Below are 22,701 nucleotides of genomic sequence, written 5' to 3' on the forward strand. Positions count from 1 at the left end.
ACCGGCTCACGAATAAGGACATCAAATTCAAAGACCTGGGCTTGCTCATTATTGACGAAGAGCAGAAGTTCGGCGTCAAGACCAAGGACAAGCTGAAGGAATTGAAGGTGAACGTGGACACGCTCACGCTCTCGGCCACGCCCATTCCGCGCACGCTGCACTTCTCGCTGATGGGCGCCCGCGACCTGAGCGTGATTGCCACGCCGCCGCCCAACCGGCAGCCGGTGACCACCGAGCTGCATGTGTTTGACGAGATTCTGATTCGCGACGCGGTGGCGCGGGAGTTGAAGCGCGGCGGGCAGGTATTTTTTGTGCACAACCGCGTGAAGGACATCGAGGAAATGGCCGGTACCATTCTGCGGCTGGTGCCCGACGCGAAAATCACCTACGCCCACGGGCAGATGGACGGCGAGATGCTGGAAAAACGCATGATGAAGTTTGTGGAAGGCGAGTACGACGTGCTGGTTTCAACGAACATCATCGAAAGCGGGCTCGATATTCCCAATGCCAACACCATCATCATCAACCGCGCCCACCTGGCCGGCCTGAGCGACCTGCACCAGATGCGGGGCCGCGTGGGCCGCTCCAACCGCAAGGCCTACTGCTACCTGCTCACGCCGCCGGTGGCCCAGCTGCCGGCCGACGCCCGCAAGCGCCTGAGCACACTGGAGGAGTTTTCGGACCTGGGCGCGGGCTTCAACGTGGCCATGCGCGACCTGGATATTCGCGGCGCGGGCAACCTGCTGGGCGGCGAGCAAAGTGGCTTTATCAACGACCTGGGCTACGAAACCTACCACCAGATTCTGGACGAGGCGGTGCAGGAGTTGAAGGAAACCGAGTTCCGCGACCTGTTTCTGGGCGACTCCAACCAGCGCCTGCAAATGGCTGCTGGCGCGGGCCGCAGCCACGAGTGCAACGTGGAAACGGACCAGCAGGTGCTGATACCCGAAAAGTACGTGAGCAATGTATCGGAGCGCCTGCAGCTCTACGCCAAGCTCGACCGTGTCCAGAAGCCCGCCGAGCTACAAAAACTGCTCACGAGCATGATGGACCGGTTTGGCCCACTGCCGCCCGAGGTGGAGCAGCTGGCCGACATTGTGCGGCTGCGCTGGCAGGCCTGCGCGGTGGGTTTCACCAAAATCACGCTCAAGCGCAACACGCTGAAGGGCTTTTTGCCGGCCGGCGAGGAGCACCAGGCCTACTTCCAGGGCGACCAGTTCGGCACTATTCTCAACTACGTGCAGACGCACGCCCGCACGGCCAGCCTGAAGGAGAAAAAGGAGCAGCTCATCGTGACGTTTGAGGAGGTGCGCTCCATTCAGCAGGCCAAGCGCGTGCTGAGCGAGCTGGGCAGCGAGGAAGCTGTAGCGGCATAAAATAAAAGCTGGTTTCCACTAACGGTATGGGCTGAGATTCCGTAAGAAACAACGTTCCTTTCCACAGTTAAACCGCTACTCATTTTTATGAAAAAGCTTCTTTTATTGGCTGCGCTGGCTACCGGCATCGCCACGGCTTCGGCCCAAACGCCGCGCAGCACCGGCAAGTCCGGCTCGGCGGCCCAGCGGGCCTCGTCGGCCAACCGCGACAGCCCATCTTCCACGTCCACTACCGTTACGCCCAACTACTCGCTGAGCGGGCAGAAGGCTGGCAAAAAAACCAACACCGCCCCGGCCACTGGCGCCACCCGCGCCTCACGCTCCAGCTCCGGCCCCAAAACGGCCGGGCAACGCAAGCCCACCGGCAGCGGCAACATTGAAAGCCTGAACAAAAAAGAGGCACCTGGCTCTAAGAATTAAAACCCCAGCTGTTTCGTTGGCACAAGCCCGGCCCGTCGCTTTCGCAGCGGGCCGGGCTTATTTTTGGTCCCTGTTTACTGTGTTGCCGCGCCACTGCCCATGAAAAAACTTGTCCTTGTGTTGTTGCTGCTACCCACCAGCCTGCTCCCGGTAGCCCAATCCCGCCTCAACCCAGAGCTGAAGCGCGAGCTTGACAGCATTCACGCCGTGGACCAGAAATGGCGCACCCTCCTCTTTGACCCGCGCGTGAACCGCAAGCCGGACTCGATAGCGGCCGCGCTGGGCGTGACGCGGGAAAGCCTGCCAACCTACATTCCCAGCCAGATGCTGCGAACGGACTCAACCAACCAGGTGCGAATGCGCGCCATTCTGAAGCAGTACGGCTACCCCGGAAAATCAGTGGTGGGCACGCCGACCAACGAGGCGGCCTGGTCAATTATTCAGCATTCGCAGAACATAAAAGCCTACTTGCCGCTCATCAAAACCGCCGCCAGGCGCGGGGAATTACCCTTTTACCTCTACGGCCAGATGCTGGACCGCCAACTCATGCGCGACGGCAAAGAGCAGCTGTACGGCACCCAAGCCATGGGCTATAGCAGCATCAATCCGGCTACCGGCCTGCGGGAGGGCCAGCCGCCGTTTATCTGGCCCATCAAAGACGCGGCCCAGGTGAATGAGCTCCGGAAGAAAGTCGGCTTTCCCGATACGGTGGAGCAAGTTGCTGCTTCGCTGGGCATTCGCTACCGCGTGGTGACGCTGGAGGAAGTAGCCCGCATGCCCAAAAACTAACCCGCTTTATGACTCTTAACTGGACCGCCAAACCCTACGCCGAACTTACCCTGACTGAACTTTACGAGCTACTGCGCCTGCGCGTGGAAGTGTTTATAGTAGAGCAAAACTGCGTGTTCCAAGACCTGGACCGCCAGGACGATAAGGCCTACCATTTGCTGGGCTATGCCGACAGCGGCGACCTGGCCGCCTACGCGCGCCTTTTCGATGCCGGCGTTAGCTACGAAGAGGTGGCTATTGGGCGCGTCATCGTCTCGCCCGCGCACCGGCGCCACGGCCTGGGCCAGGAGCTCATGCGCCAGGCCATTGCCTACTGCGAAGTGCTGTATGGCGCGCAGCCCATCAAAATAGGCGCGCAGCAGTACCTGGAGCGGTTTTACCAGGGCCTCGGGTTTGCGCAGTGCGGCGATGGGTACCTGGAGGATGGTATCCCGCACATTCCCATGCGGCGGGAGTAGCTGCCGGGCGTCTATGATAAAAGGCGTGCAATACCAGAACGTCATGCTGAACGCAGCCGAAGTATCTCTACCGCGAGAGTAATTTATTTACTACTGCGGTAGAGATGCTTCGGCTGCGCTCAGCATGACGTTCTGTTGTCTAAATCACTTGTGCTTACACCTCGCAGCCATCGGGACCGCAGGCGGGGCCGTCGGCCAGCATCACCGGGGCGGGGTTGGCGGGTTGGGACTCGTCCCACACTTTTTCCAGCACCTCGGCGAAAAGCTCGGTGGGCTGGGCGCCCGATACCGCGTATTTGTCTTCGAAGACGAAGAAGGGCACGCCGCGTACGTTGATTTGCTGGGCCTGGTACTCATCGTGGCGCACTTCCTCGGCGTAGGTGCCGGCGGTGAGGGCGGCGCGGGCTTCTTCGGCATCGAGGCCAATTTCAGCTGCCAGCGTCGTCAGCGTGTCGATTTCGTTCAGGTTTTGGCCTTGCAGGTAGTAGGCAGCCATCAGGCGCTCCTTGGCTTCGCCCTGCTTGCCGTGCTTGGCGGCGAGGTGAATGAGCTGGTGCCCGAGGAAGGTATTGGTGGGCACGGCGTGGTCGAAGTCGTAGTCCAGGCCCAATCCCTTAGCCATGTCGGCCATGTTATCACTCATTTGTTTGGCCTGAGCTACCGTAATGCCTTTTTTCTCGGCCAAGGACTCGTACACGTTGCGGCCGGGCACGGGCTGGTAATCGGGGGTCAACTCGAAGCTGCGCCACACCACTTCTACTTGGTCGGCGTGCGGGAATTTTTCGAGGGCGTGCTCGAAGCGGCGCTTGCCGATGTAGCAGAAGGGACAAACGATGTCGGACCAGATTTCAACTTTCATAAGGAGGCATTTTTAGCAGAACCAATGTAGGTACAACCATTAAGCTGGCCTAAAAAGTTTACGATTGATTGCCAGGCGCGAATGCCCGGCGGGCGCCCTTGTGGCGGCGGTGGTGGCCGCCGACGCTGCGGGCACAGCGTAACATTGCGCTGGCAGGGGCAGGTAGCTGCCTTGGCTCCTCCCCTGCCGGAGCGGCCTTGCTCATCATCAGACACACTTGCCCAGTATGGAATTTCAAGAATTAGGCACTTCCGGCGTCAGGGTTTCGCGCATCACCTTTGGCAGCTGGGCCGCCGGCGGCTGGCTGTGGGGCGGCACCGAACAGAACGATGCCGTGGGCGCCATCCACGCCAGCTACGACCTGGGCGTGACCAGCATCGACACGGCGCCCGTGTACGGCATGGGCCTGAGCGAGCAAATTGTGGGCGAAGCCCTCAAAACCCTCCCGCGCGACAAGGTGCAAATCCTCACCAAGTTCGGCTTGCGCTGGGACTTGGCCCAGGGCGAATTCGCCATGAAAACCAAGGACAACAACGGCCACGGCCTGCACGTGTACAAGTACGCCGGCCGCGATGGCATCATCAAAGAGTGCGAGGACAGCCTGCGCCGCCTCGGCACCGACTACATCGACCTCTACCAGCAGCACTGGCCCGACACCACCACGCCCATTGACGAAACGATGGAGGCCGTGGCGCGCCTCATCGAGCAGGGCAAGGTGCGGGCCGCGGGGGTAAGCAACTACTCGGTGGCGCAACTGCAGGAGGCCGAAAAGACCCTGCACCTGGTTTCGAACCAGGTGCCTTACAGCATGGTGCGCCGCGATATTGAGGCCGACGTGGTGCCGTACTGCCTCGAAAACAACAAGGCCATTCTGGTGTATAGCCCGCTGCAACTGGGCTTGCTGACGGGCAAAATCAAGCCCGGCCAGGAGTTTGGCGAAGGCGACCTGCGCAACGGCCACCGCCTGTTCACGCCCGAAGCCGTGACCCGCACAAATGCCCTGCTGAACAAAATCCGCCCGCTGGCCGAAACCAAAAACGCCACGCTCGGCCAGCTGGTGCTGCGCTGGACGCTGGCGCAGCCCGGCATCGCGGTGGCGCTGGTGGGCGCCCGCAACCCCGAGCAGGCCGTGCAAAACGCCCGCGCCATGAATTTTCAGCTCACGTTCGAGGAAATCGACTTTATCAACAAGCAGCTGGCGGCCCTGCAACCGGCGGCGTAGGAACGCGCCTTGGCGCGTTCGGTGGGCACATCCCAGCCGGAGAACGCGCCCAGGCGCGGTCCTATATATGTGATGCCCAACCGTAACGCGGTTGGTGCTGCCCTGCCAATGAGAAACCAAAAGGCCGCCGCCGCAGCCGTGGGTTTTGCGAGTATCTTGCATGGGCTATCCCTCCCTCTTAGCACACTGCGCAATGGCTTACTACCGTATTCAAACAAGGCTCATTAAGCTGTTTCTGACGCTCTTATTTTTGGGTATGGTGCCGGTGGCCTGCTGCCCGGAAGAAACGCGTGATTACGTGAATTTGCGGGAAATACTGCTATTTATGACTGAAACGGCGCCGGGCAGCCCGCTGCTCGTTGCCGGGGCCCGCACCTCGGCGCCGGAACTGTTGGTCACGGTGCGGCTTGATGTGGATTTGGTGGCGGCCGCACGGAGCGGTTCGCCGTTTGTGGGCCAGGCCCATGCCTGGCAGTGCGAAGATGGCGGCGCGAAGGGACTGAAAGACAAAGTATCGGTGGTGACGTTCACGAGCAACAACGTGTTCAACGGCGTACCCGCGGGCCAGTCGCTGGAAACATTCGTGCGCTGCACCGGCGGCTACAGTCGGTACAGCAACCGCGACTTCCCCCTAGCCCAGCTCGCCGACTCGCTGAACAGGTGGCAATCAGCTGACCTTGGCGGGCCGCTCAGCCTGCGCATCGGCCCCAAGCCGACGGGCGGGGCGCCACAACAATTCCCGGTGCGCATCCGCACGAACAGCGGCAAGGAACTGGCCAAAGCAACTCCGGAAATCATCTGGGACTAGCCGCCAGCCAACGCCTCCTCACCAAGCATAAAGGAGGGCGCTTTATGGGCAGCAACCTCCTTAACCAATCTGCTTGGACTCTGCTCAACCGAGTCTAATCCTTGAGCACAATGCTCACCACTTTTCCCGGCCCGCTCACTGTGAATTTGCATTCACTGAAGCCCGGTGCGGCCACGGTGGGGCGAACGTTGTTGGAAAACGCGTAGGGCTCGGTGGAAATGCCGATGAAATTCTTGTCGATTTTGTCGTTGTTGTTGAGGTCCTGCGTGATGGCCACGGCCCACTCGCCCTTGGGTAGGTCCACGGGCAGGGTGAACTCCCGCTTGCCGCTCTTCAGGAAGCCCTCGCGGGTGTTGTAGAGATACAGGCGCACGGTTGAGGTAATGGAAGCCAGTGACGAAACCACCACGGTGACGGGAGCGGTATCGGCAGCGCCGAGCACGATGGTTCCCAACAGGGCAGCACCGCTCAGGAGGGCGGCAAAAGGCAGCAAATTCGTAGGCGGAGGGGCCGGTATGTGGAGCGTAGGGGCGCAACACCCCACTTTTCCCAAAGAGTTCGGAAACCACTGGCTTGGCAACCAAATCAGCTGGGCTATTTTCCTGAATACCAGCCCTGTTGCTTGAAAGCTGGCTTCTCCGGCAGGAAAGCCCCCTTGCAACTGCCAAACGTGCCCGATGCCTGCAATTAAAGCAGTAGGATTATCGACCTGCAACGGCCTTACTATTTCTTTATGTGAAAGCCAAACAATTATATTTAACATTCACACAATCTACAGTGAGCTCGGATACCGTATGCTCAACCAATAAAAATTTTACTTCTGCAGAGAACATCCCTCTTATGAGCATTACTACTCCATCCGCGTTAAAGCGTAACAACGTTGTTATTTCGGGGGCATCGGGCCCAAACACGCAAGCCATCGTTTTTTTACACGGCCTGGGTGGCGACCAGAGCATGTGGCGCCTGTTGGTGCCCGCCTTCGAGGAGCAGTACCAGGTGGTGGTGCTGGACCTGATTGGGGCGGGCGAATCCGACCTGACGGCGTATAGCCGCGCCGCGCACGGCACCCTCGACGGCCACGCCACCGACCTGCTGAACGTGATGAGCGAGCTGGCCCTGCACGACGCCGTTTTTGTGGGCCACTCGGTGGGCGCCATGATTGGAGTGCTGGCCGCGGTGCGGGAGCCCCAACGCTTTGCCAAAATGGTACTGGTGTCGCCCTCGGCCCGCTTCATCAACGAGCGGGGCTATGCGGGCGGCTTCGAGCAAAAGGACATCAACGAGCTGCTGGCAGCCATGGACGGCAACTACAACGGCTGGTCGCAGGCGTTTGCGCCCGTAATGATGGGCCCGGACGAGCACCCCGAGCTGGTGATGGAGCTCACCAACAGCTTCGTGCGCACCAACCCCGAAATAGCCCGGCACTTTGCCCGCGTTACGTTTTTCTCCGATAGCCGCGCCGAGCTGCCTTTTCTCACCATCCCCACCCTGATTGTGCAGTCGGCCAACGACGTGATTGCGCCCCTGGCCGTGGGCCACTACATCAACGAGCAGCTGGCCGACAGCCGCATGGTGGTGGTGGAAACCGGAGGGCACTGCCCCCACCTGAGCGCCCCCCAAAAGACGCTCTCCGCCATGGACAAATTCCTGCACCACGAGACGGCCCTCTAAAAAGTAATTCGGAGCAAATGCCCGTTTTAATAGCCACCGAAACTGCCCGTCCGGCCGTGCAAAAGCGCGGCCGGACGGGCAGTTTCGGTGGTGTACTTATTTGCTCAACCTGCTTGTATCACAGCCGAATATCGAATGCCAGCGGCTCCAGCACAACTTGCTGCAGCCTCGTGTTGTAGACCACCCGCATGCCAGCTTCGAAGGGAGTGCGCAGGCGCAGGACATTGAACTGGACAAGGAAATCCAAGCCCACGTTTTGATAGTTGCGGACCACGGCGCCGCCGTTGTTGATGCCCCGGGCTACGTCGCCGAACGCGGTGGCACGCAGGCGCTGCACGTACAGCCAGCGGCCCAACTCCCAATGCGTGAACGCCAGCGGCAGGCTGTAGTCCAGGCTGGCCGCCTGGAGGCGGTCGAAGCTCACATAGCCCTGGCCCCGCGGGAACGAAACCGCCGGCGCAAACTGGTACTGGGCCTGGTGCTGCCGCTGGTAACTGCCGCGTAGCCGAATGGCGTGGTGACGGCCCAAGCCGGGCAAAAACACGCTGCCTTGCGCGCCCCACTGGGTGGCGTCGAGGCCCTGCCCGAAGGGTGTAGTGCGCCACGTTCCCAGGAAGGTGCCGCCCCAGCGCGGGGCCACGTCGCGGGCGCTACGCCGGAGCTGTGAGGCGTAGCCAACGATGCTTTGAATGGCATTCAACGGGTTGTTGGGGCCCGTTTCGGTGCGGCGGCGCACGGGCAAATCGTAGTCATATACCTGCTCGTGCAGGAAAGAGGTGCCCACCGTAAGGCCTTGGAAGAACTTGGAATGCGTGAGGTTCAGGGGCAGGCGCAGGCCGGCTTGCAGGCGCGTGTAGCGCCACTGGTCGCGGTACACCACGTTTCGGAAAATAATGGCGGCATCGCGCCCGCCGTAGGTCACGTCCACGTCCAGCACCGGGTACCAGGCCTGGTAGCTGAGCGCCCCAATCACGCTGGCCGTACGTTCCACCTGGTCGTAGCCGATGCCAGCAAAAACCTGGGTGGTGTTCAGCAAATCCTGTGACCGCAGCCCCAGGCTCACGGTGTTGCCCTGGGGGCTTTGCACCAGCCCGTAGCTGAACACATTGAACGCGTGCCGCAGTGGCGAATACCGCCGCACGCCATAGCGGAGCGCCGCCGAATCGGGAGCTACTGGCGGGCGCGACAGTAGCTGGCCCGCAGGCTCCTGGGCAGCCAGCGCGGTGGCGTAGGGCCCCGGAATGTCGGCCGTGGCAGTCGGGACCGGCACCCAAGCCGTGGAATCCAGGGGCATTTCAACCACCCGCGCCCCGGTGGCCCGGGCGTCGTGGAAGGCCAGCGAGCGGCCGTCGGGCGATACCGCGGCGTGGTAGGCTCCCAGGGGCCGCGAGGTCACGCGGTAGGCTTGGCCGGTGCGGGCGCTCACGGCATACAGGTTATCCACGCCCGACTGCGAAGAGTTGTACAGCACAAAGCCGCGCCACGGCAGCGGGTTGGCCAGGTTCACGTTGGCCACGGGCAGCAGCGCGTGGGAAGTGGCCGTGCCAGGGTCGATGACAACGATGGTTTTGCCGGCGGCACTGAGCGTCACGGCCACCACGCGGCGGCCGTCGGGGTGCCAGCGGGGCTGCTGGTAGAAGTCGTTTTGCGGGTTGGGCAAGGTTTGAATTTCGGCGCCGGTCCGGGCGTCGAGCAGCACCAGCGCGTGGTGGTAGCTGGCATCGGTGCGCACGGCCACCAGGCGCTGGCCATCGGGCGAGAGGGCCGCTGCACTGTACCGGCCGCCTTTGCCAACGCGGGCCAGCCGACCGGTGGCCAGGTCCAGCACCTTCAGCTCCGAAGCAATTTGCTGGCCCCAGCGGGCATCCTGCTGAAATTCCGGCCACACGGCTTTGCCATCGTTCACGGACAGCATTTCCGGCATGTTGAGCTGCCCGGGCACAAACACCATACGCTCGGCACCGCGCCGGCTCAGGAGCACGAATTGCGGAATGTGACCCAGCCCGCTTTTCAGGGCCAGCACCGTGCTGTCGGTGACGTACTGCGGGTATTCGTAGCGGGTGAGAACCCCATCCGTGGCCGCAACGACCATGTCGCGCGCCGGCGTGGTGGCGGGCAGTGCCGCCTGCTGGGCCCGCCAGGCAGAGTCCACTTCCGTCATGGTGCGCTGGTAAAGCTGCTCCACCGTGAGGCCCGTGCTGCGCCGGATGCCGTTGGAGAACGAGAAAGGATAGAACGGAAAGCGGTAGTATGTATCCAGGGATTTGGCCCACACGTCGGGTCCGTAGTGCGTTTTCAGGTACGACGTCATGAAGTAGCCCAGCACGTACCAGTTCGGCACCTGGTCGCGCAAGGAGCCGTTCACGGCTTTCTGGTAGCTGTAGCGGCGGCCAGCCAGCAGGTTGCCCCGCAGCCCCACGTTGAAGCTGGGAATGCGCCCGCGCCCGCTGCGCGTGAGGGCGGTTTCGGCGCCCACGGCGTCGCCCTCAAAGAACCACTGCGGCACGCCCACCGCCGCAATGCCCAGGGCGCCATCGCCCAGCAGCGGGTTTAGCAGCCGGCCAATGCCCTGGCGCGCTTTGTCAAACTGCCCCACGTGCCGGAACTCGTGCACGGCTAGCTGATCGAGCCAGTCCACGGTGCCCAGGTCCAGGCCCTGCTGGGGCGTGGTAAAAAACTCGGCGTGCCGGGGCAAAAACGTCACAAAGCCATTGCTGACCGTGGTTTGGTTTTGCAGCACCACGCCAAGGCGCTTCGGCACCACGCCCAGCGTGGCCACGCCCGGCCCGTGCAGCTGCTCCAGCCGCGCCGCCGTGCGTTGCGCGGCCGAGTCGAGGGGGCCGGCGTAGAGCACCCGGAAGTGCGGCGTATACACTTCCTGCCAGCGCAGGGCGGGCCGGTTCTGGGACAGCACGGGCAGGCTTTGGGCTCGAATTTGGCTGAGGCTGAATAGGCCCAGTAGCCCGCATAGCAACAAACAACGCATGTATGATTCTTGGAGAAAGTGAAAGGGAACGCGCCCTTAAAGAACGGCATGCGGAGCTTGCCGAACCGTGGATTGGCAGAGCCGCCCCCTGTTGACCGCGCGGCTGCCCGTATTAGCACACCGGATGGCGGTGCTATTTATGGGGTGGTGCGCCTTGTTGGCCAGGTCATTTTCCGGTAGTCGTATAACGGCACCTTGGCCTGCCTGGTGAGCATTGCGCCACGGCATCGACATCGGCAACCCCATCAAAACCGGTGACCTACAGCAGCTTTCAAGTCAGTATATGGGCCGGGCAGTAGCGCGAAGCGGTGCTTCGCGCTACTGCCCGGCCTCACCATGAAAGACGTGACCAAGCCAGTGACCCTGGAGGCCGAATACGGCGGCTCGGCCGTCGATTTCTACGGCAATCACAAGGCTGGTTTTGAAGTAACTGGCAAAATCAACCGCAAGGAGTTTGGCCTCACCTGGGGCACCGTCACCGAAGCCGGCACCAGCGTGCTGGGCGACGACGTGAAGCTGATTGCCAACGTGCAGTTTACCAAGCAGGCCTAGCGCTTGAGTGTCCCAGATTTTCAAATTACAGTACTCATTCTGGTTTTAAGGCGGCGGCCTCCAGTAGGGTCGCCGCTTTTTTTATGCCCGGTGCAACGCCTTGCGCCCCCCGCCGGTCAGGGGCATACCTGGATAACTTCCTTTACCTACTTTGAACCTGGCCATGTACTGCAAATACCTTACCCTGAGCCTGCTCGCTCTCACGGCCAACACCTTGCTCAGCTGCGAAAAAGATACCACCAGCGGCCCCATCAGCTGCTTCTCCGGCACTTGCTACTCGGGCAGGGTACTGGGCTACGACTGTTGGAACGGCACCCTGATTCAGGTAGACAGCCCCTTTCCCATCGGGAAGCCCCTCCACTCGCAGCTTGGTATCGATAGCTTGGGTGACGACAATGTGATTGCGGCCGTCAATCGGCTTGGCTCGGTGGCAGTGCGCGGCCAGCGGCTGTATTTCACGGTCGAAAACGCCTTCGCCCGCCAATCTCCCGACGAGCCCTGCCAACATATGAATGCCGCCATCACGCTGCCGATTCCGCACCTGTTGTTGAGCAATGTAGGCACCACCGCCTGCGCGGCCGCCTCGTTCTAGCCTCGGGCCACCGCAGCAAAAAACTACGGGAGGACCCATCGAATGCATTATCCAGCGGGCCTCTGCCACTTGTTTGGAACCCCAGATTGTGGGCGGCTACATCTGGCTCAGCCAGGCCTTCGCGGTTTCAATGTCGTCGAAGGTGGCTACCACCGGGCTGGCGGCGGTGAACTGCAAGGTGAGGTCCGTAGAGAGCCGGCTGTAGAGGTTGGGCGAATATACCCAGGCAAAATACTCCAGCCCGATGGCCGCCATGGCCGGAAAACACTCCGTGCCGGCCCACTCAGCGGCCTCGCTCCACATGCTGGTTACCAGTGTGTTATCATTCAACACTTTGCGGCAGCGGTGTAGCGGCAGCAGCCGCAGCAGCTCCATGGCGCCGTGCTGCACGCTCTTCATGTCCTGATTTCCACGCCAGTCGGCGAACAACCACTCGTTTTGGTGGTCGTAGGAAATAGTAACATAGGGGGTTTCAAGTAACGTTTGCAGTAACATAGCTTCGGATAAGGCAGTGCGGGGCGTTACGACTAATACGTAGAGAAGGATACAACGTAGGCCCAGGCGATAACCAAATATGCTCTCAACTACGCTTGAACACGGTTTGCACCTACGCATAAATACTGATTTTACTTTTACAGGTTCAGCAACTCACGCGTATTGCGGGGCCAGCTGGCTGGGCGGCCAAGCTGAACTCTGCCCAGACGCTGCTGCTTAGGGTTGTGCAAGCAATGCAGGCCGGGCGCCGCGGCATTTCGTGCGCTATCGGCTGCTTTTGGGCGCAGGAAGAAGCCTTCGAGCAACTTAGGGGTATGAAGCAGGTGGTGAGCGGCCCGCAGCAGCCCGCCAAGGCCAACCCCACCTACGAGCAGGTAGCAACCCAAACCACTGGCCACACCGAGGCCGTGCAGATTCATTACGACCCCACGGTCATCAGCTACCAGAAGCTGGCCGACATTTTCTTCACCGCCTCGCACGACCCCACGCAGCTCAACCGCCAGGGCCCGGACGTGGGCCCCGAGTACCGCTCAGCCGTTTTCTACCGCACGCCCGAGGAGAAGAAAATGCTGAACGCTACCATCGCCAAAGTCAACGCCTCGAAGGCATACAGCACCAAAAAAAATGGTGACGGAGGTAGCGCCCCTCAAAAAGCTTTGGCCCGCCGAAAGCTACCACCGGGGCTACTACCGCCTGCACCCCGAAAACCCCTACATCAACAACGTGTCGGCCGCGAAAGTCGAGCACGTGCAGAAGGCATTTGCCAGCGAGCTGAAGAGCCCGCGCTAACGGTTCTTCGCTCGCCGCCGCACGGAGCACGCTCCGCGCAGGCAAGTACGAGTACTGGAGTATCTTTGAAAACGCTGGCCACACGCGGCCGCCCCCCCTTGCTGTCTTTGCCCGTATGCTGGTTTCTACCCTGCTCACCCCCGATTTTGAACTGCTCTTTGCTGCCTTGCCCGCGCCTTTTGCGGTCCTGGCACCCGATGGCACCGTACTGGCGCTGAACACCGCAATGGCCGCCCTTTTGCCCCCGGCCACCGCGGCCAGCCTGCGGGGCCAGCCCGCGGACGCGCTTCGTGCCGCGCTGGTGGCCTCGGGCGGGGTGTTGCCGGCCGCCACGCCGTGGGCCATGGGCCTGCGGGCGGCCCAAACCGGCGTACTGCAGGTGCTGCCCCCCGACTGGGCCCTGGCGCCGGCTGCCGGAGCCGCCACCTTGTGGGAAGCCACCATGCAGCCCGTGCGTGCGCCCGCCCCAGAGGGCCATGCCACGGGGGAGTTGCGCTACCTCCTGCTGCGCCTGCTGAACGTGGACGAGCAGCACCGCAACGAGGCCCTGCTGCTGGCCCAGCAGCAGCGCACCCAGCGCATTCTGGACAACCTGCCCCTGACCATCAGCACGATGGAAGGGCCCGATTTGCGGTTTACGTTCCTTTCGGCGCGGGCCCGGGAATCAATGGGACCCCGGGTTAACTTGGGCCGCAGTGTGGCCGAGACCCTGCCGGAAATAGCCGCCCAGGGCTACCTGCAGACGTTGAAAAAGGTGCGCGACAGCGGCCAGCCCGTTTTTGGGCACGAAGAACGGTCCGAAGTGCAGGACCCCGCCACCGGCGAGCTGCGTGAGCAATACAACAGCTTTGGCTACCTGCCCCTGCCCAGTGAGGAAGGCACCGGCGTGCTTGCCTACGGACTCGACGTGACCGAGCAGGTGCAGGCCCGCCTGCGCAACGAGGCCCTGCAGGCCGAAGCCCGCGCCGCCGACCAGCGCCTGCGTCACGTCACGGAAAGCCTGCCTTCCATCACCTTCATCGTCGACCAGGAAGGCGAGCTGGTTTACGTCAGCCCGCACTGGTACACGTACACCGGCTCCCAGCCGGCCGACTTACGAAAAGAATGGCCCGAACGCCTGCACCCCGACGACCGTGCCCGGGTGTGGGAGCTCTACCAGGCAGCCCTGAACCAGGGCACCTCCTGGCGCTACGAGGTGCGCCTGCGCAGCCACGACGGCGCGTACCGCTGGTTTATGAGCCAGGGCGTGCCCGAACCCCTGGAAGAAGCCCAGGCGGCGGGCCGCTCCCGGCAGTGGTTTGGCTCCAACCTCGACGTGCACGAGCTGCGCGAAACCCAGCGCCTGCTGGAAGCCAAGGACCAGCAGCTCAGCCAGATTCTCAGCCATAGCCCGGCCCTGATTGCCACCGTAGCCGGCCCAGACCACCGCTTCACCTTTGTGAATGCGGCCTACAGCGAGCTGATGAGCAACCGGGCGCGGGTGGGCCAGCCGGCCGCCCAGTGCCTGCCGGAAGTAGCCGAGCAGGGCTTTGTGAAATTGCTCGAAACCGTGTACCAGTCGGGCAAGCCGTTTGTGGGCCGGGCCACGCCCATTGATGTGCAGGACGGCCCCGGCGACCGCCGCCGCCGCCTCTACCTCGACTTTTCGTATGTGCCGATGCGCGACGACCAGGGCCAGATTGTGAGCATTCTGGCGTTTGGGGTAGACGTGACCCAGCAAGTACTGGCCCGCCAGGAAACCGAGGTGCTGCAGGGCCAGGTGCGCGCCGCCGACACCCGCCTGCGCCGGCAGGCGGAAGTGCTGCCCATCATCACCTTCACCACCGATGCCACGGGCCTCACCACCTACATGAGCCCGCAGTGGTACGCCTTTACGGGGCAGCAGCCCGGCGGGCCCTGGGAAGAAGTGGATGCCCAATGGGCCGACCGCCTGCATCCCGACGACCGCGAGAACGCGCAAATCCAGATTAAGGACAGCATCGACTTTGCTCGTTTGGGACGGGTGGAAGTGCGGCTGCGCGGCGCCAACGGCCAGTACCGTTGGTTCCTCACCGAGGCCGTGCCGGAGCTGACCGCTGGTGGCCAGCTGCGCCAGCGCTACGGCTTTATGCTGGACGTGCACGAGCTGCGCACCGCCCAGCGCCGCCTCGAAGAGAAGGACCGCCAACTGAGCCAGATTCTGGCGCAGGCGCCCGCCTACATCGCCACCCTGGAGGGCCCGGAGCACCGCTACACGTTCTTCAGCCCCGGCTACGCCAAGCTGCTGAACTACCGGCCCCGCCTGGGCGAAACCGTGGCGCAGGCACTGCCCGAAATAGCGGAGCAGGGCTTGATAAAGCGCCTCGACCACGTGTACCAGACCGGCGAAACTTACATGGGCCAAGAGCTACCCATTCGCCTGCAAAACATGGCCTTGGAGCTGGGCCCCGAACGGTACTACGACGTGACGTACACCGCCCTGCGCGATGGCCAGAACCAGGTAGCCAGCGTGCTCAGCTTTGTGCTGGATGTGACGGACCGGGTGCACAACCGCCAGCAGGCCGAGGAGCTGGCCGCCGAAATGCGCCGCCGCGACGAGCAGGTGCGCGCCATTACGGCGGCCATGCCGGTGTTCATCTTCAACTTCAGCCCCGACGGCCACATCACCTACACCAACCCGTACTTCTACGAGTACACGGGGCTGAACCCCGCCGGCCCGCTGGAAGAGGCGTGGGACGTGCTCACGCCCGAAGACCGGACGCGGGTGAGCGAGGTGGCTATGGCCGCCATGGCGGCCGGCGAACCCTGGCAAGCCACCTTCCGGTGCCGGCGCCACGACGGCGAGCTGCGGTGGTTCCAGTCCAAGTCGCAGCCGTACTACGATGCCGATGGGAAGCTGGCCGGCTTCAGTGCGGCCACCATCAAAATCCACGAGCTGCACGAGCGCACCGAGGAGCTGGCCCGCAGCCGGGCCGACTTTGCCGCTCTGGCCGATAACATTGCCCAGCTGGCCTGGATGGCCGATGCCACGGGGTATATTTTCTGGTATAACCGGCAGTGGTACGACTACACAGGCACAACGCTGGAGCAGATGCAGGGCTCGGGGTGGATGCAGGTGCACGACCCCGCGCTGGTAGAGGACATCAACGCCCGCTACCTCCGCTGCATCAGAACCGGCGAATCCTGGGAAGACACCTTCCCCATTCGGGGGGCCGACGGCGAATACCGCTGGTTCCTGAGCCGGGCCCGGCCCATTCGCGACGAGGCCACCGGCAACGTGGTGCGCTGGTTTGGCACCAACACCGACGTAACCGAGCTGCAGCAGCTCCGAACCCGGCTGGAAGCCAGCGAGGAGGAGCTGCGCATTCAGGCCGAAAGCATTCCGCAGCAGGTGTGGACGGCCCAGCCCGACGGCACCGTGGACTTTTTCAACCACCGCACGGCCGCCTACGTGGGCGAGCCGATGGAGAAAAACGGGGCGGCGCACTGGCTCAGCTTTGTGCATCCCGACGACCACGTGCTCATGCAGGAGCGCTGGGAACAGGCCATTGCCAGCCAGCGCTACTACGAGGCCGAGTTCCGCCTCCGGCGCTATGACGGCGAGTACCGCTGGTTTTTGGGGCAGGCCCAGGCCCGCCGCGCGCCCGGCGGCCAGGTAGAGAAATGGTACGGCACCAGCACCGACGTGCACCAGCAGCGCGTGCTGCAGGAGCAGTTGCTCACGAGCCAGGCTCGGTTCCAGCAGCTGCTCGAAACCCTCCCCCAAATGGCCTGGACCTCGCGGCCCGATGGCAGCGTGAGCTACTACAACCAGCGCTGGTACGACTTCACGGGCGGCACCTTCGAGCAGCTGCAGGACTGGGGCTGGGAGCGGTTCATTCACCCCGATGACCTGCCCGGCACCCTGCGGCGCTGGCGGCACAGCATCGCCACTGGCGAGTCGTTTGAGGCGGAGCACCGCTGGCGCGACCTGCAGGGCCAGTACCGCTGGTTTCTGGCCCGCGCCGAGCCCCTGCGCGACCCTTCCGGCGCCGTGGTGGTGTGGGTGGGCGCCAATACTGACGTGCACGAGTTCAAGCAAGTGCAGCAGCAGCTGGAGGCCCAGAATGCCCGGCTGACGCGTACCAACGAGGACCTGGACAGCTTCGTGTACACGGCCTCGCACGACCTCAAGCAGCCCATCAACAACATGGCGGGCATTTTTGAGGAGCTCACCCGCACGGCCTACTTCCGCGACCCCGACGCCATCAAGCTCATCGACTACTTTGAGCGGGCGCTGGGGCAGATTTTCACCACCATCGACGACCTCAGCGCCATTGTGCAGGGCCAGCGCCAGCAGGCAGAAATGCCCGCCGAAGAAGTAGCCCTGGCCCCGCTGGCGGCCGAAGTCATTGCCAGCTTGCAAGACCAGGTGACGCTATGCAACGCCGAGTTTGAGCTGGACTTTGCCACCTGCCCGGTGCTCACCTTCGTGCGCCCCAACCTGCAGAGCCTGCTCTTCAACCTCATCAGCAACTCGCTGAAGTACGCCGCGCCCGACCGGGAGACCCTCATCTGCATCAGCTGCAGCCCCGATGTGGTGAGCGGCCGCCCGGTGCTCACCGTGCAGGACAACGGCATCGGCATCGACCTGGAGCGCTTCGGGCCGCAGCTGTATCAGCTCTTCCGCCGCTTTCACACGCACGTGGAAGGCACGGGCGTGGGGCTGTACCTGGTCAACCGCATTGTGCAGGGCCACGGCGGCCGGCTGGAAGTGAGCAGCACCGTGGGGGCAGGCACCACGTTCCAGATTTACCTGTAGCCGGGCCGGGCTGAACCCAATTTTAAAAGAACGGTTCTGCTCCCCAGGACCGTTCTTGTTCGTTGAAACTATCCCCTTTCCGCGTGCTTCTTTCCAAACTTCCCGACGTCGGCGTTAGCATTTTCACCCAAATGACCCTGCTGGCGCAGGAAACCGGGGCCATCAACCTGGCGCAGGGCTTCCCCGACTACGACCCGCCGCAGGAATTGCTGGAGGCCCTGGCCCGCCACGCCCTCACCCCAGGCCACCACCAGTACGCGCCCATGCCGGGCCTGCCGTGCCTGCGCGAGGCCATTGCCACCCAGGTGGGCCGCCTGCACGCCAATGCCCCGGCGCCCGACCCGGCCACGGAAATCACCGTCACGGCGGGCGCTACCGAGGCGCTGTACTCGGTGCTGGCGGCCGTGGTGCGCCCCGGCGACGAGGTCCTGGTGTTCGAGCCTGCGTATGATTTGTACGGGCCGGCCATCCGGCTGCAGGGCGGCGTACCGCGCTACGTGCGCCTGCCCGCGCCGCACTTCCGGCCCGACTGGGACGCCGTGCGCCGGGTGGTGTCGCCCCGCACCCGCCTGGTGCTGGTGAACACGCCCCATAACCCCAGCGGCGCCATTTTCACGGCCGACGACTGGCACGAGCTGGCCCGCCTGCTGGTAGGCACCGACGCCCTCGTGCTGAGCGACGAAGTATACGAACACCTCGTGTTCGACGGGGCACCGCGCATGAGCGCCCGCCAGCACCCGGAGTTGCGGGAGCGCAGCTTCGTGCTTTCTTCCTTCGGCAAAACCTACCACGCCACCGGCTGGAAAGTGGGCTATTGCATTGCCCCGCCCGCCCTCACCGCCGAGGTGCGGCGCGTGCACCAGTTCGTGACCTTCGCCGTGAGCACACCCACCCAGCACGCCCTGGCCGACGTGCTCACGGCCGACACCACCGATGCCCACGCCCGCGGCCTGGCCGGCTTCTACCAGCAGAAGCGCGACGAGTTCCGCGGCCTGCTGGCAGGCCAGGGCTGGGACCTGCTGCCCGTGCCCGGCGGCTATTTTCAGCTGGCTCGCTACGATGCCCTTTCGCCGGCCGCCGACCTGGCTTTCGCGCAATTTCTGGCCCGCGAAAAAGGCGTGGCCGTGGTACCGGTTTCCGCCTTCTACCACGACGGATTCGATGACGGGCTGATTCGTTTTTGCTTCGCGAAACACGGCGAAACCCTGGCGGCTGCCGCGGCGCGCCTACGGTAGGAAGCCGTACCAACGAAAGAAAGGCCGTCATGCTGAGCTCGTCGAAGCATCTCTACCACGAGAGTAATCATTTACTACTACGGTAGAGATGCTTCGGCTGCGCTCAGCATGACGTTCTTATAAATTGAAAACTGAAGCCCTCTACTTATTTTCTATGCCAGACCTCACCGTTTCCTTCATCCAAACTGAGCTGCATTGGCACGATGCTGCTGCCAACCGCGCCGCTTTTGAGCTGCAGCTGGCGCAGCTCGCCGGGCCGACTGACCTCATCGTGCTGCCCGAGATGTTCACCACCGGCTTCAGCATGGAAGCCGCCGCCCAGGCCGAAACCATGGACGGCTCCACCGTGGCGTGGCTGCGCGAGCAGGCCGCGGCCCACAACGCCGTGTTAGCCGGCAGCGTTATTATTCGGGAAAACGGCCATTACTACAACCGCCTGCTGTGGGTGCGCCCCGACGGCAGCCTGCGCAGCTACGACAAGCGCCACCTGTTCACACTGGCCGGCGAGCAGCACGTGTACACGCCCGGCCGGCCCGGCTGGTGGAGGAGTGGCGCGGCTGGCGCATCTGCCCGCTGGTGTGCTACGACCTGCGCTTTCCCGTCTGGAGCCGCAACCAGCCCGTGGCGCCCTACGACTTGGTGCTGTACGTGGCCAACTGGCCCGCCGTCCGCCGCACGGCCTGGATGACGCTGCTTCGGGCCCGCGCCATCGAAAACGTGGCCTGCGCCCTAGGCGTCAACCGCATTGGCCGCGACGCTTTGGGCCACGATTACGCCGGAGATTCTGCCCTACTCGACGCGCGCGGCAATTACGTGGTCGAAGCCCACGACCAAGCCGGTCTTTTCACCCACACGCTGCGCCGGGACGAGCTGGAGGATTTCCGGGCCAAGTTTGCGGCTTTGAATGATGGGGACACTTTTGAGTTAATCGGCTAAGCGCACCCGTTTACATGTTGCCCGCTTCGGCGAAGCAGCCCCACGGATAACATAGAACATGGTAGGTTGAGCCGTGAGAGAGAAGGTTTCGGGTTCTACATGCTGGAAACCAACGTTTAAGAAATACTACTAATCTGAAGCGGAAAGGTGGCCTTGCCCTCTATGAGTCGCGGTGTCCTCGCTCACGAAAGCGGGCTAAGCCAAGCAGCTCATTTTCCGAGCTTCGCCGCCAAAAATTTCTCCAATTCTTCCGGCGTAATGTCTCGCAATAACACTTTCCCGTTGCGGTCGAGCAGGAGGGTGGTGGGAAAAGAGTAAACGGCCGATTTAGTCGCGGCCACGGCGTTTTCGTCTAGGTATTGAGCCCAAGGAAGCTCGTACTCTTTGATGCGCTTCTGCCACAGCGGGACGTATTGCGTCTGGTCGGTCGAAATGCTGACGATTTCAAAGCCCTTCGGCTGATAGGCGGCATACAACTGCTTAAGCGCGGGGAAGGACTCGATGCAAGGCCGGCAGCGGCTGAACCAAAAATCCACGAGCGTGTACTGCGCTTTGGGCAGCCGCAGGGGCTGCTCGGGTTGCGCAATCCCTTTGACGCTGAATAACGGAAAAGCGGCGCCTTGCTTTATCAGTACGTCGCGCATGTCGGCGTGCAATACCTGCCAGGGCCGGGAGTCTTTGACGTTCCGGGGGAAGCCTGCTAAAGTGCGTTCGCGCAGCTGCGAATGACCAAACTTGCTAAACCGCTCGATTAGGCTCCAGAGGGCGACGTAGGAGTTAGGATTGGCTTGCACGTACCGGTACAGGGTGCTGTCGAAGCGGGTAGCGTTGTCCCAGGCCAGCTCGTCAAACCCCAGCTGATGACAATCATAAGCCGCCCCAGCCGCATGAAAGAAAGGAATGAACTTGGTGCGGTATTCCGTTGCCGTTGGCCCATCCACCTGGTTGCACTCCTGCGCGAGGTAATCAGCAGTCATGGTGCTGGTTGATGCGTCAATGAAATACTCGCCCTGTCGGTAAACTCTCATTCCCCTATCACTTTTGAGCAGTATCCGCCACAGCTGCGGGTAGCTCACTGCCGCTTTCAGCTGGAAAGCATTAGCTGTGATTCTGGCGGGGGGAATGGGGGCAGCGTAATACTTCTTATCAATGGCACCCGTGACAAAGAAAAGCGAATCTTCGGCAACAGTTTTGCCCGTGATTTTTCCGCTGATGGTAAGCGTAACAGCCGGGGGCTTGGGCCCTGCTTTCGCCCGCTTCGTACCGAGTGGCTTGTCGGCGCGTGGTGCTTGAGCACTTACGGGAAGCGCTAACCAGCAGGAAAAGCACAGTGCCAGAACGTTTTTCATGGGGAGGCGCGAGGAATGGTTCCGGCTAAGTAAGCAATCTGACGCCACCCGGGTAGCGCAGGCTGCTATACCACGGCATCAAGCCCAGCGAGTAGGAAGGCCAGAAAATCCGCACCATTGTGGCAAGCTCGATGATGTGAAGCGACAAAAGGGCGAAAAGCAATCAGCACCGGGCTGGCAGCTTTTCGCCCTTTCGCTCAATGACGGTGGCCTTTGCCAGAGGCTACAAAAACCAACAGGCCCTACCTACTTTATAAACTTGGCGAGGGTAGTTGCCAGCTCCTCGTCGCGCAGGTTGCTGGCCACGATTTTACCACTGGGGTCAATGAGAAAATTCTGCGGAATGGCCAGCACCCCGTACTGCCGGGCCGTTTCGCTCTCAAAACCGCGCAGGTCCGATACCTGCGTCCACGGCATGCGGTCGTCGGCAATGGCCTTCACCCAGGCGGCGCGCGTCTTTTCCTGGTCCAGCGACACGCCGAGCACCTCAAATTTGCGCCCTTTGAAGGCCTCGTAGGCTTTCAAAATGGCGGGGTTTTCTTGGCGGCAGGGGCCGCACCAGCTGGCCCAAAAATCAACCAGCACGTATTTTCCCCGGTAGTCGGCCAGCGACACCGACTGGCCGCTGGGGGTGCTTTGGGTGAAGGCAGGGGCCTCGGTTCCGATGGTTGTGGCTTTTAGGCCGGCCACCAGCTGGCCGTATTGTTGGCCGGGAGGGCTCATCTGAATAGCCGGCGCAAGCGCCGCGTAGATTGGGGCCACCTCTTCGTACTGGGGCACGCCCATCTGGCGCGCATACTGCAACGCCAACAAGCTCACCCAAGAGGCCGGATGGGCCTTCGCAAACGCTAGGTGGGCTTGGACGTACTCTTTGTTAATGGCGTCGTACTGCTCTTTTGAAGTGGCCGTTTTGAGTTTTGTAATTACTGGTTTGGTATCGTCCTCCATACGCTGGTAATCGGCCGTGAGCGCGCCACCTGCCACGCGGGCCGTGCGCAGCGAATCGGAGCTGGTAACCACCACCGGACCCGGCTCCAGAAAGAGGCGAAGGCGGTCGGGTGATTCTATGTAGGCCCGGCTCATCTTGCCCCCAAACATCATGTCCCGCCAGCCAGATTGCAGCCGGCCCTGGCGTTCCAGCACAGCGTGGCCGACTGGGGATAGGGGGTAGTTCCCTTCAGCTCGAACCGACCCCGCTGGAGGGTAACCGAATCGGTGGCGTTCAAACCGGTCATCAGGTACACCTTGGCCGGTGCATTGAGCTTGCCAATTTTTCCTTTTATCACATAAGGATAAGTAACTGGAGCTTGCGTTTGGGCTAGGGCCAAGCCGGGGGTGAACAGCAGCAGGCCGACTATGTGGCTTTTCATCATGGGGCGGGAAA

20 protein-coding genes and 2 pseudogenes are annotated in these 22,701 nt (G+C 62.4%); 15 read left to right on the forward strand and 7 right to left on the reverse strand.

The features are described from left to right. The 4 genes from BEN47_RS05375 to BEN47_RS05390 form a co-directional block, all read left to right on the forward strand. Window positions 1-1,376, forward strand: a 1,376-nt coding sequence (locus BEN47_RS05375; protein WP_262490381.1) for a TRCF domain-containing protein, incomplete at its 5' end; no start/stop codon positions are given. 87 nt (window positions 1,377-1,463) lie between these two features. Continuing rightward, on the forward strand, window positions 1,464-1,796 hold the full coding sequence (locus BEN47_RS21310; protein WP_070725908.1) for a hypothetical protein: 333 nt from the start codon (window positions 1,464-1,466) through the stop codon (window positions 1,794-1,796). A gap of 99 nt (window positions 1,797-1,895) precedes the next feature. After that, the gene (locus BEN47_RS05385; protein ID WP_070725910.1) at window positions 1,896-2,585 is read left to right on the forward strand and encodes a DUF6624 domain-containing protein; all 690 of its coding nucleotides are present in this window, start codon (window positions 1,896-1,898) and stop codon (window positions 2,583-2,585) included. An 8-nt stretch (window positions 2,586-2,593) separates the two neighbouring features. Beyond that, on the forward strand, window positions 2,594-3,043 hold the full coding sequence (locus tag BEN47_RS05390; protein ID WP_070725912.1) for a GNAT family N-acetyltransferase: 450 nt from the start codon (window positions 2,594-2,596) through the stop codon (window positions 3,041-3,043). A gap of 154 nt (window positions 3,044-3,197) precedes the next feature. Here the strand turns inward: BEN47_RS05390 and BEN47_RS05395 are convergent, their stop codons facing one another. Next, window positions 3,198-3,902 (reverse strand): DsbA family oxidoreductase, encoded by a 705-nt coding sequence (locus BEN47_RS05395; RefSeq protein ID WP_070725914.1) that lies wholly within the window; start codon window positions 3,900-3,902, stop codon window positions 3,198-3,200. A gap of 226 nt (window positions 3,903-4,128) precedes the next feature. Between BEN47_RS05395 and BEN47_RS05400 the strand changes: the two genes are divergently transcribed. Together BEN47_RS05400 and BEN47_RS05405 are read left to right on the forward strand one after the other, a co-directional pair. Further along, entirely contained in the window at window positions 4,129-5,124 is a 996-nt protein-coding gene (locus BEN47_RS05400; RefSeq protein WP_070725915.1) for an aldo/keto reductase, read from the forward strand. A 325-nt stretch (window positions 5,125-5,449) separates the two neighbouring features. After that, the gene (locus tag BEN47_RS05405; protein WP_125921512.1) at window positions 5,450-5,932 is read left to right on the forward strand and encodes a hypothetical protein; all 483 of its coding nucleotides are present in this window, start codon (window positions 5,450-5,452) and stop codon (window positions 5,930-5,932) included. A 94-nt stretch (window positions 5,933-6,026) separates the two neighbouring features. Here BEN47_RS05405 and BEN47_RS21955 read toward each other — a convergent pair whose 3' ends face one another. Continuing rightward, a complete protein-coding gene (locus tag BEN47_RS21955) occupies window positions 6,027-6,425 on the reverse strand; it encodes a DUF2141 domain-containing protein (protein ID WP_070725920.1) in 399 nt (132 codons plus the stop codon). Window positions 6,426-6,772: 347 nt separating this feature from the next. Between BEN47_RS21955 and BEN47_RS05415 the strand changes: the two genes are divergently transcribed. Next, entirely contained in the window at window positions 6,773-7,603 is an 831-nt protein-coding gene (locus BEN47_RS05415) for an alpha/beta fold hydrolase (RefSeq protein ID WP_070725922.1), read from the forward strand. 118 nt (window positions 7,604-7,721) lie between these two features. Here BEN47_RS05415 and BEN47_RS05420 read toward each other — a convergent pair whose 3' ends face one another. Next, window positions 7,722-10,589 carry a hypothetical protein gene (locus BEN47_RS05420; RefSeq protein WP_070725923.1) on the reverse strand — a complete coding sequence of 956 codons (2,868 nt, stop codon included), beginning with the start codon at window positions 10,587-10,589 and terminating at the stop codon, window positions 7,722-7,724. A 312-nt stretch (window positions 10,590-10,901) separates the two neighbouring features. On the opposite strand from BEN47_RS05420, the pseudogene BEN47_RS05425 reads away from it, so the two are divergent. Then, window positions 10,902-11,141 (forward strand): annotated as a pseudogene (locus BEN47_RS05425) (YceI family protein); the annotation flags it as partial. 163 nt (window positions 11,142-11,304) lie between these two features. Next, window positions 11,305-11,733 carry a hypothetical protein gene (locus BEN47_RS05430; protein ID WP_125921513.1) on the forward strand — a complete coding sequence of 143 codons (429 nt, stop codon included), beginning with the start codon at window positions 11,305-11,307 and terminating at the stop codon, window positions 11,731-11,733. A gap of 96 nt (window positions 11,734-11,829) precedes the next feature. Here BEN47_RS05430 and BEN47_RS05435 read toward each other — a convergent pair whose 3' ends face one another. After that, complete coding sequence (locus BEN47_RS05435) at window positions 11,830-12,228, reverse strand: hypothetical protein (RefSeq protein ID WP_070725929.1); 399 nt, start codon at window positions 12,226-12,228, stop codon at window positions 11,830-11,832. 314 nt (window positions 12,229-12,542) lie between these two features. Between BEN47_RS05435 and BEN47_RS22825 the strand changes: the two are divergent. The 6 genes and pseudogenes from BEN47_RS22825 to BEN47_RS22605 form a co-directional block, all read left to right on the forward strand. Continuing rightward, window positions 12,543-12,785: pseudogene (locus BEN47_RS22825) on the forward strand (peptide-methionine (S)-S-oxide reductase); the annotation flags it as partial. A gap of 67 nt (window positions 12,786-12,852) precedes the next feature. Then, complete coding sequence (locus BEN47_RS22435; protein WP_438830497.1) at window positions 12,853-13,017, forward strand: peptide-methionine (S)-S-oxide reductase; 165 nt, start codon at window positions 12,853-12,855, stop codon at window positions 13,015-13,017. Window positions 13,018-13,132: 115 nt separating this feature from the next. Next, a complete protein-coding gene (locus BEN47_RS05445) occupies window positions 13,133-17,797 on the forward strand; it encodes a PAS domain-containing sensor histidine kinase (protein ID WP_070725934.1) in 4,665 nt (1,554 codons plus the stop codon). 83 nt (window positions 17,798-17,880) lie between these two features. Next, window positions 17,881-19,032 carry a methionine aminotransferase gene (locus BEN47_RS05450; RefSeq protein WP_070725936.1) on the forward strand — a complete coding sequence of 384 codons (1,152 nt, stop codon included), beginning with the start codon at window positions 17,881-17,883 and terminating at the stop codon, window positions 19,030-19,032. A 154-nt stretch (window positions 19,033-19,186) separates the two neighbouring features. After that, entirely contained in the window at window positions 19,187-19,720 is a 534-nt protein-coding gene (locus tag BEN47_RS05455) for a nitrilase-related carbon-nitrogen hydrolase (RefSeq protein WP_317039464.1), read from the forward strand. Further along, window positions 19,609-19,968 (forward strand): nitrilase-related carbon-nitrogen hydrolase, encoded by a 360-nt coding sequence (locus BEN47_RS22605; RefSeq protein ID WP_317039465.1) that lies wholly within the window; start codon window positions 19,609-19,611, stop codon window positions 19,966-19,968. The genes BEN47_RS05455 and BEN47_RS22605 overlap by 112 nt, the downstream gene beginning before the upstream one ends. A 209-nt stretch (window positions 19,969-20,177) precedes the next feature. Here BEN47_RS22605 and BEN47_RS05460 read toward each other — a convergent pair whose 3' ends face one another. From BEN47_RS05460 to BEN47_RS05470, 3 genes are all read right to left on the reverse strand, one after another. Further along, a complete protein-coding gene (locus tag BEN47_RS05460; protein WP_070725938.1) occupies window positions 20,178-21,317 on the reverse strand; it encodes a TlpA family protein disulfide reductase in 1,140 nt (379 codons plus the stop codon). Window positions 21,318-21,563: 246 nt separating this feature from the next. Beyond that, window positions 21,564-22,418 (reverse strand): peroxiredoxin family protein, encoded by an 855-nt coding sequence (locus BEN47_RS05465; RefSeq protein WP_083322141.1) that lies wholly within the window; start codon window positions 22,416-22,418, stop codon window positions 21,564-21,566. Beyond that, the gene (locus BEN47_RS05470) at window positions 22,415-22,690 is read right to left on the reverse strand and encodes a DUF4369 domain-containing protein (protein WP_070725942.1); all 276 of its coding nucleotides are present in this window, start codon (window positions 22,688-22,690) and stop codon (window positions 22,415-22,417) included. Before BEN47_RS05470 ends, BEN47_RS05465 begins: the two co-directional genes overlap by 4 nt. Window positions 22,691-22,701: the final 11 nt, after the last annotated feature.

The sequence above is a fragment of the Hymenobacter lapidarius genome (assembly GCF_001816145.1).
In the GTDB taxonomy this organism is placed as follows: Bacteria; Bacteroidota; Bacteroidia; order Cytophagales; family Hymenobacteraceae; genus Hymenobacter; species Hymenobacter lapidarius.

What these genes read in the sequence shown, in the direction of transcription:
- BEN47_RS05435 (WP_070725929.1), bottom strand. Translation starts at nt 12,228, where the DNA reads ATGTTACTGCAAACGTTACTTGAAACCCCCTATGTTACTATTTCCTAC.
- BEN47_RS05430 (WP_125921513.1), top strand. Translation starts at nt 11,305, where the DNA reads ATGTACTGCAAATACCTTACCCTGAGCCTGCTCGCTCTCACGGCCAAC.
- BEN47_RS05460 (WP_070725938.1), bottom strand. Translation starts at nt 21,317, where the DNA reads ATGAAAAACGTTCTGGCACTGTGCTTTTCCTGCTGGTTAGCGCTTCCC.
- BEN47_RS22435 (WP_438830497.1), top strand. Translation starts at nt 12,853, where the DNA reads ATGGTGACGGAGGTAGCGCCCCTCAAAAAGCTTTGGCCCGCCGAAAGC.
- BEN47_RS05470 (WP_070725942.1), bottom strand. Translation starts at nt 22,690, where the DNA reads ATGATGAAAAGCCACATAGTCGGCCTGCTGCTGTTCACCCCCGGCTTG.
- BEN47_RS21310 (WP_070725908.1), top strand. Translation starts at nt 1,464, where the DNA reads ATGAAAAAGCTTCTTTTATTGGCTGCGCTGGCTACCGGCATCGCCACG.
- BEN47_RS05400 (WP_070725915.1), top strand. Translation starts at nt 4,129, where the DNA reads ATGGAATTTCAAGAATTAGGCACTTCCGGCGTCAGGGTTTCGCGCATC.
- BEN47_RS05465 (WP_083322141.1), bottom strand. Translation starts at nt 22,418, where the DNA reads ATGATGTTTGGGGGCAAGATGAGCCGGGCCTACATAGAATCACCCGAC.
- BEN47_RS05420 (WP_070725923.1), bottom strand. Translation starts at nt 10,589, where the DNA reads ATGCGTTGTTTGTTGCTATGCGGGCTACTGGGCCTATTCAGCCTCAGC.
- BEN47_RS05415 (WP_070725922.1), top strand. Translation starts at nt 6,773, where the DNA reads ATGAGCATTACTACTCCATCCGCGTTAAAGCGTAACAACGTTGTTATT.
- BEN47_RS05385 (WP_070725910.1), top strand. Translation starts at nt 1,896, where the DNA reads ATGAAAAAACTTGTCCTTGTGTTGTTGCTGCTACCCACCAGCCTGCTC.
- BEN47_RS05445 (WP_070725934.1), top strand. Translation starts at nt 13,133, where the DNA reads ATGCTGGTTTCTACCCTGCTCACCCCCGATTTTGAACTGCTCTTTGCT.
- BEN47_RS05395 (WP_070725914.1), bottom strand. Translation starts at nt 3,902, where the DNA reads ATGAAAGTTGAAATCTGGTCCGACATCGTTTGTCCCTTCTGCTACATC.
- BEN47_RS05405 (WP_125921512.1), top strand. Translation starts at nt 5,450, where the DNA reads ATGACTGAAACGGCGCCGGGCAGCCCGCTGCTCGTTGCCGGGGCCCGC.
- BEN47_RS05390 (WP_070725912.1), top strand. Translation starts at nt 2,594, where the DNA reads ATGACTCTTAACTGGACCGCCAAACCCTACGCCGAACTTACCCTGACT.
- BEN47_RS05455 (WP_317039464.1), top strand. Translation starts at nt 19,187, where the DNA reads ATGCCAGACCTCACCGTTTCCTTCATCCAAACTGAGCTGCATTGGCAC.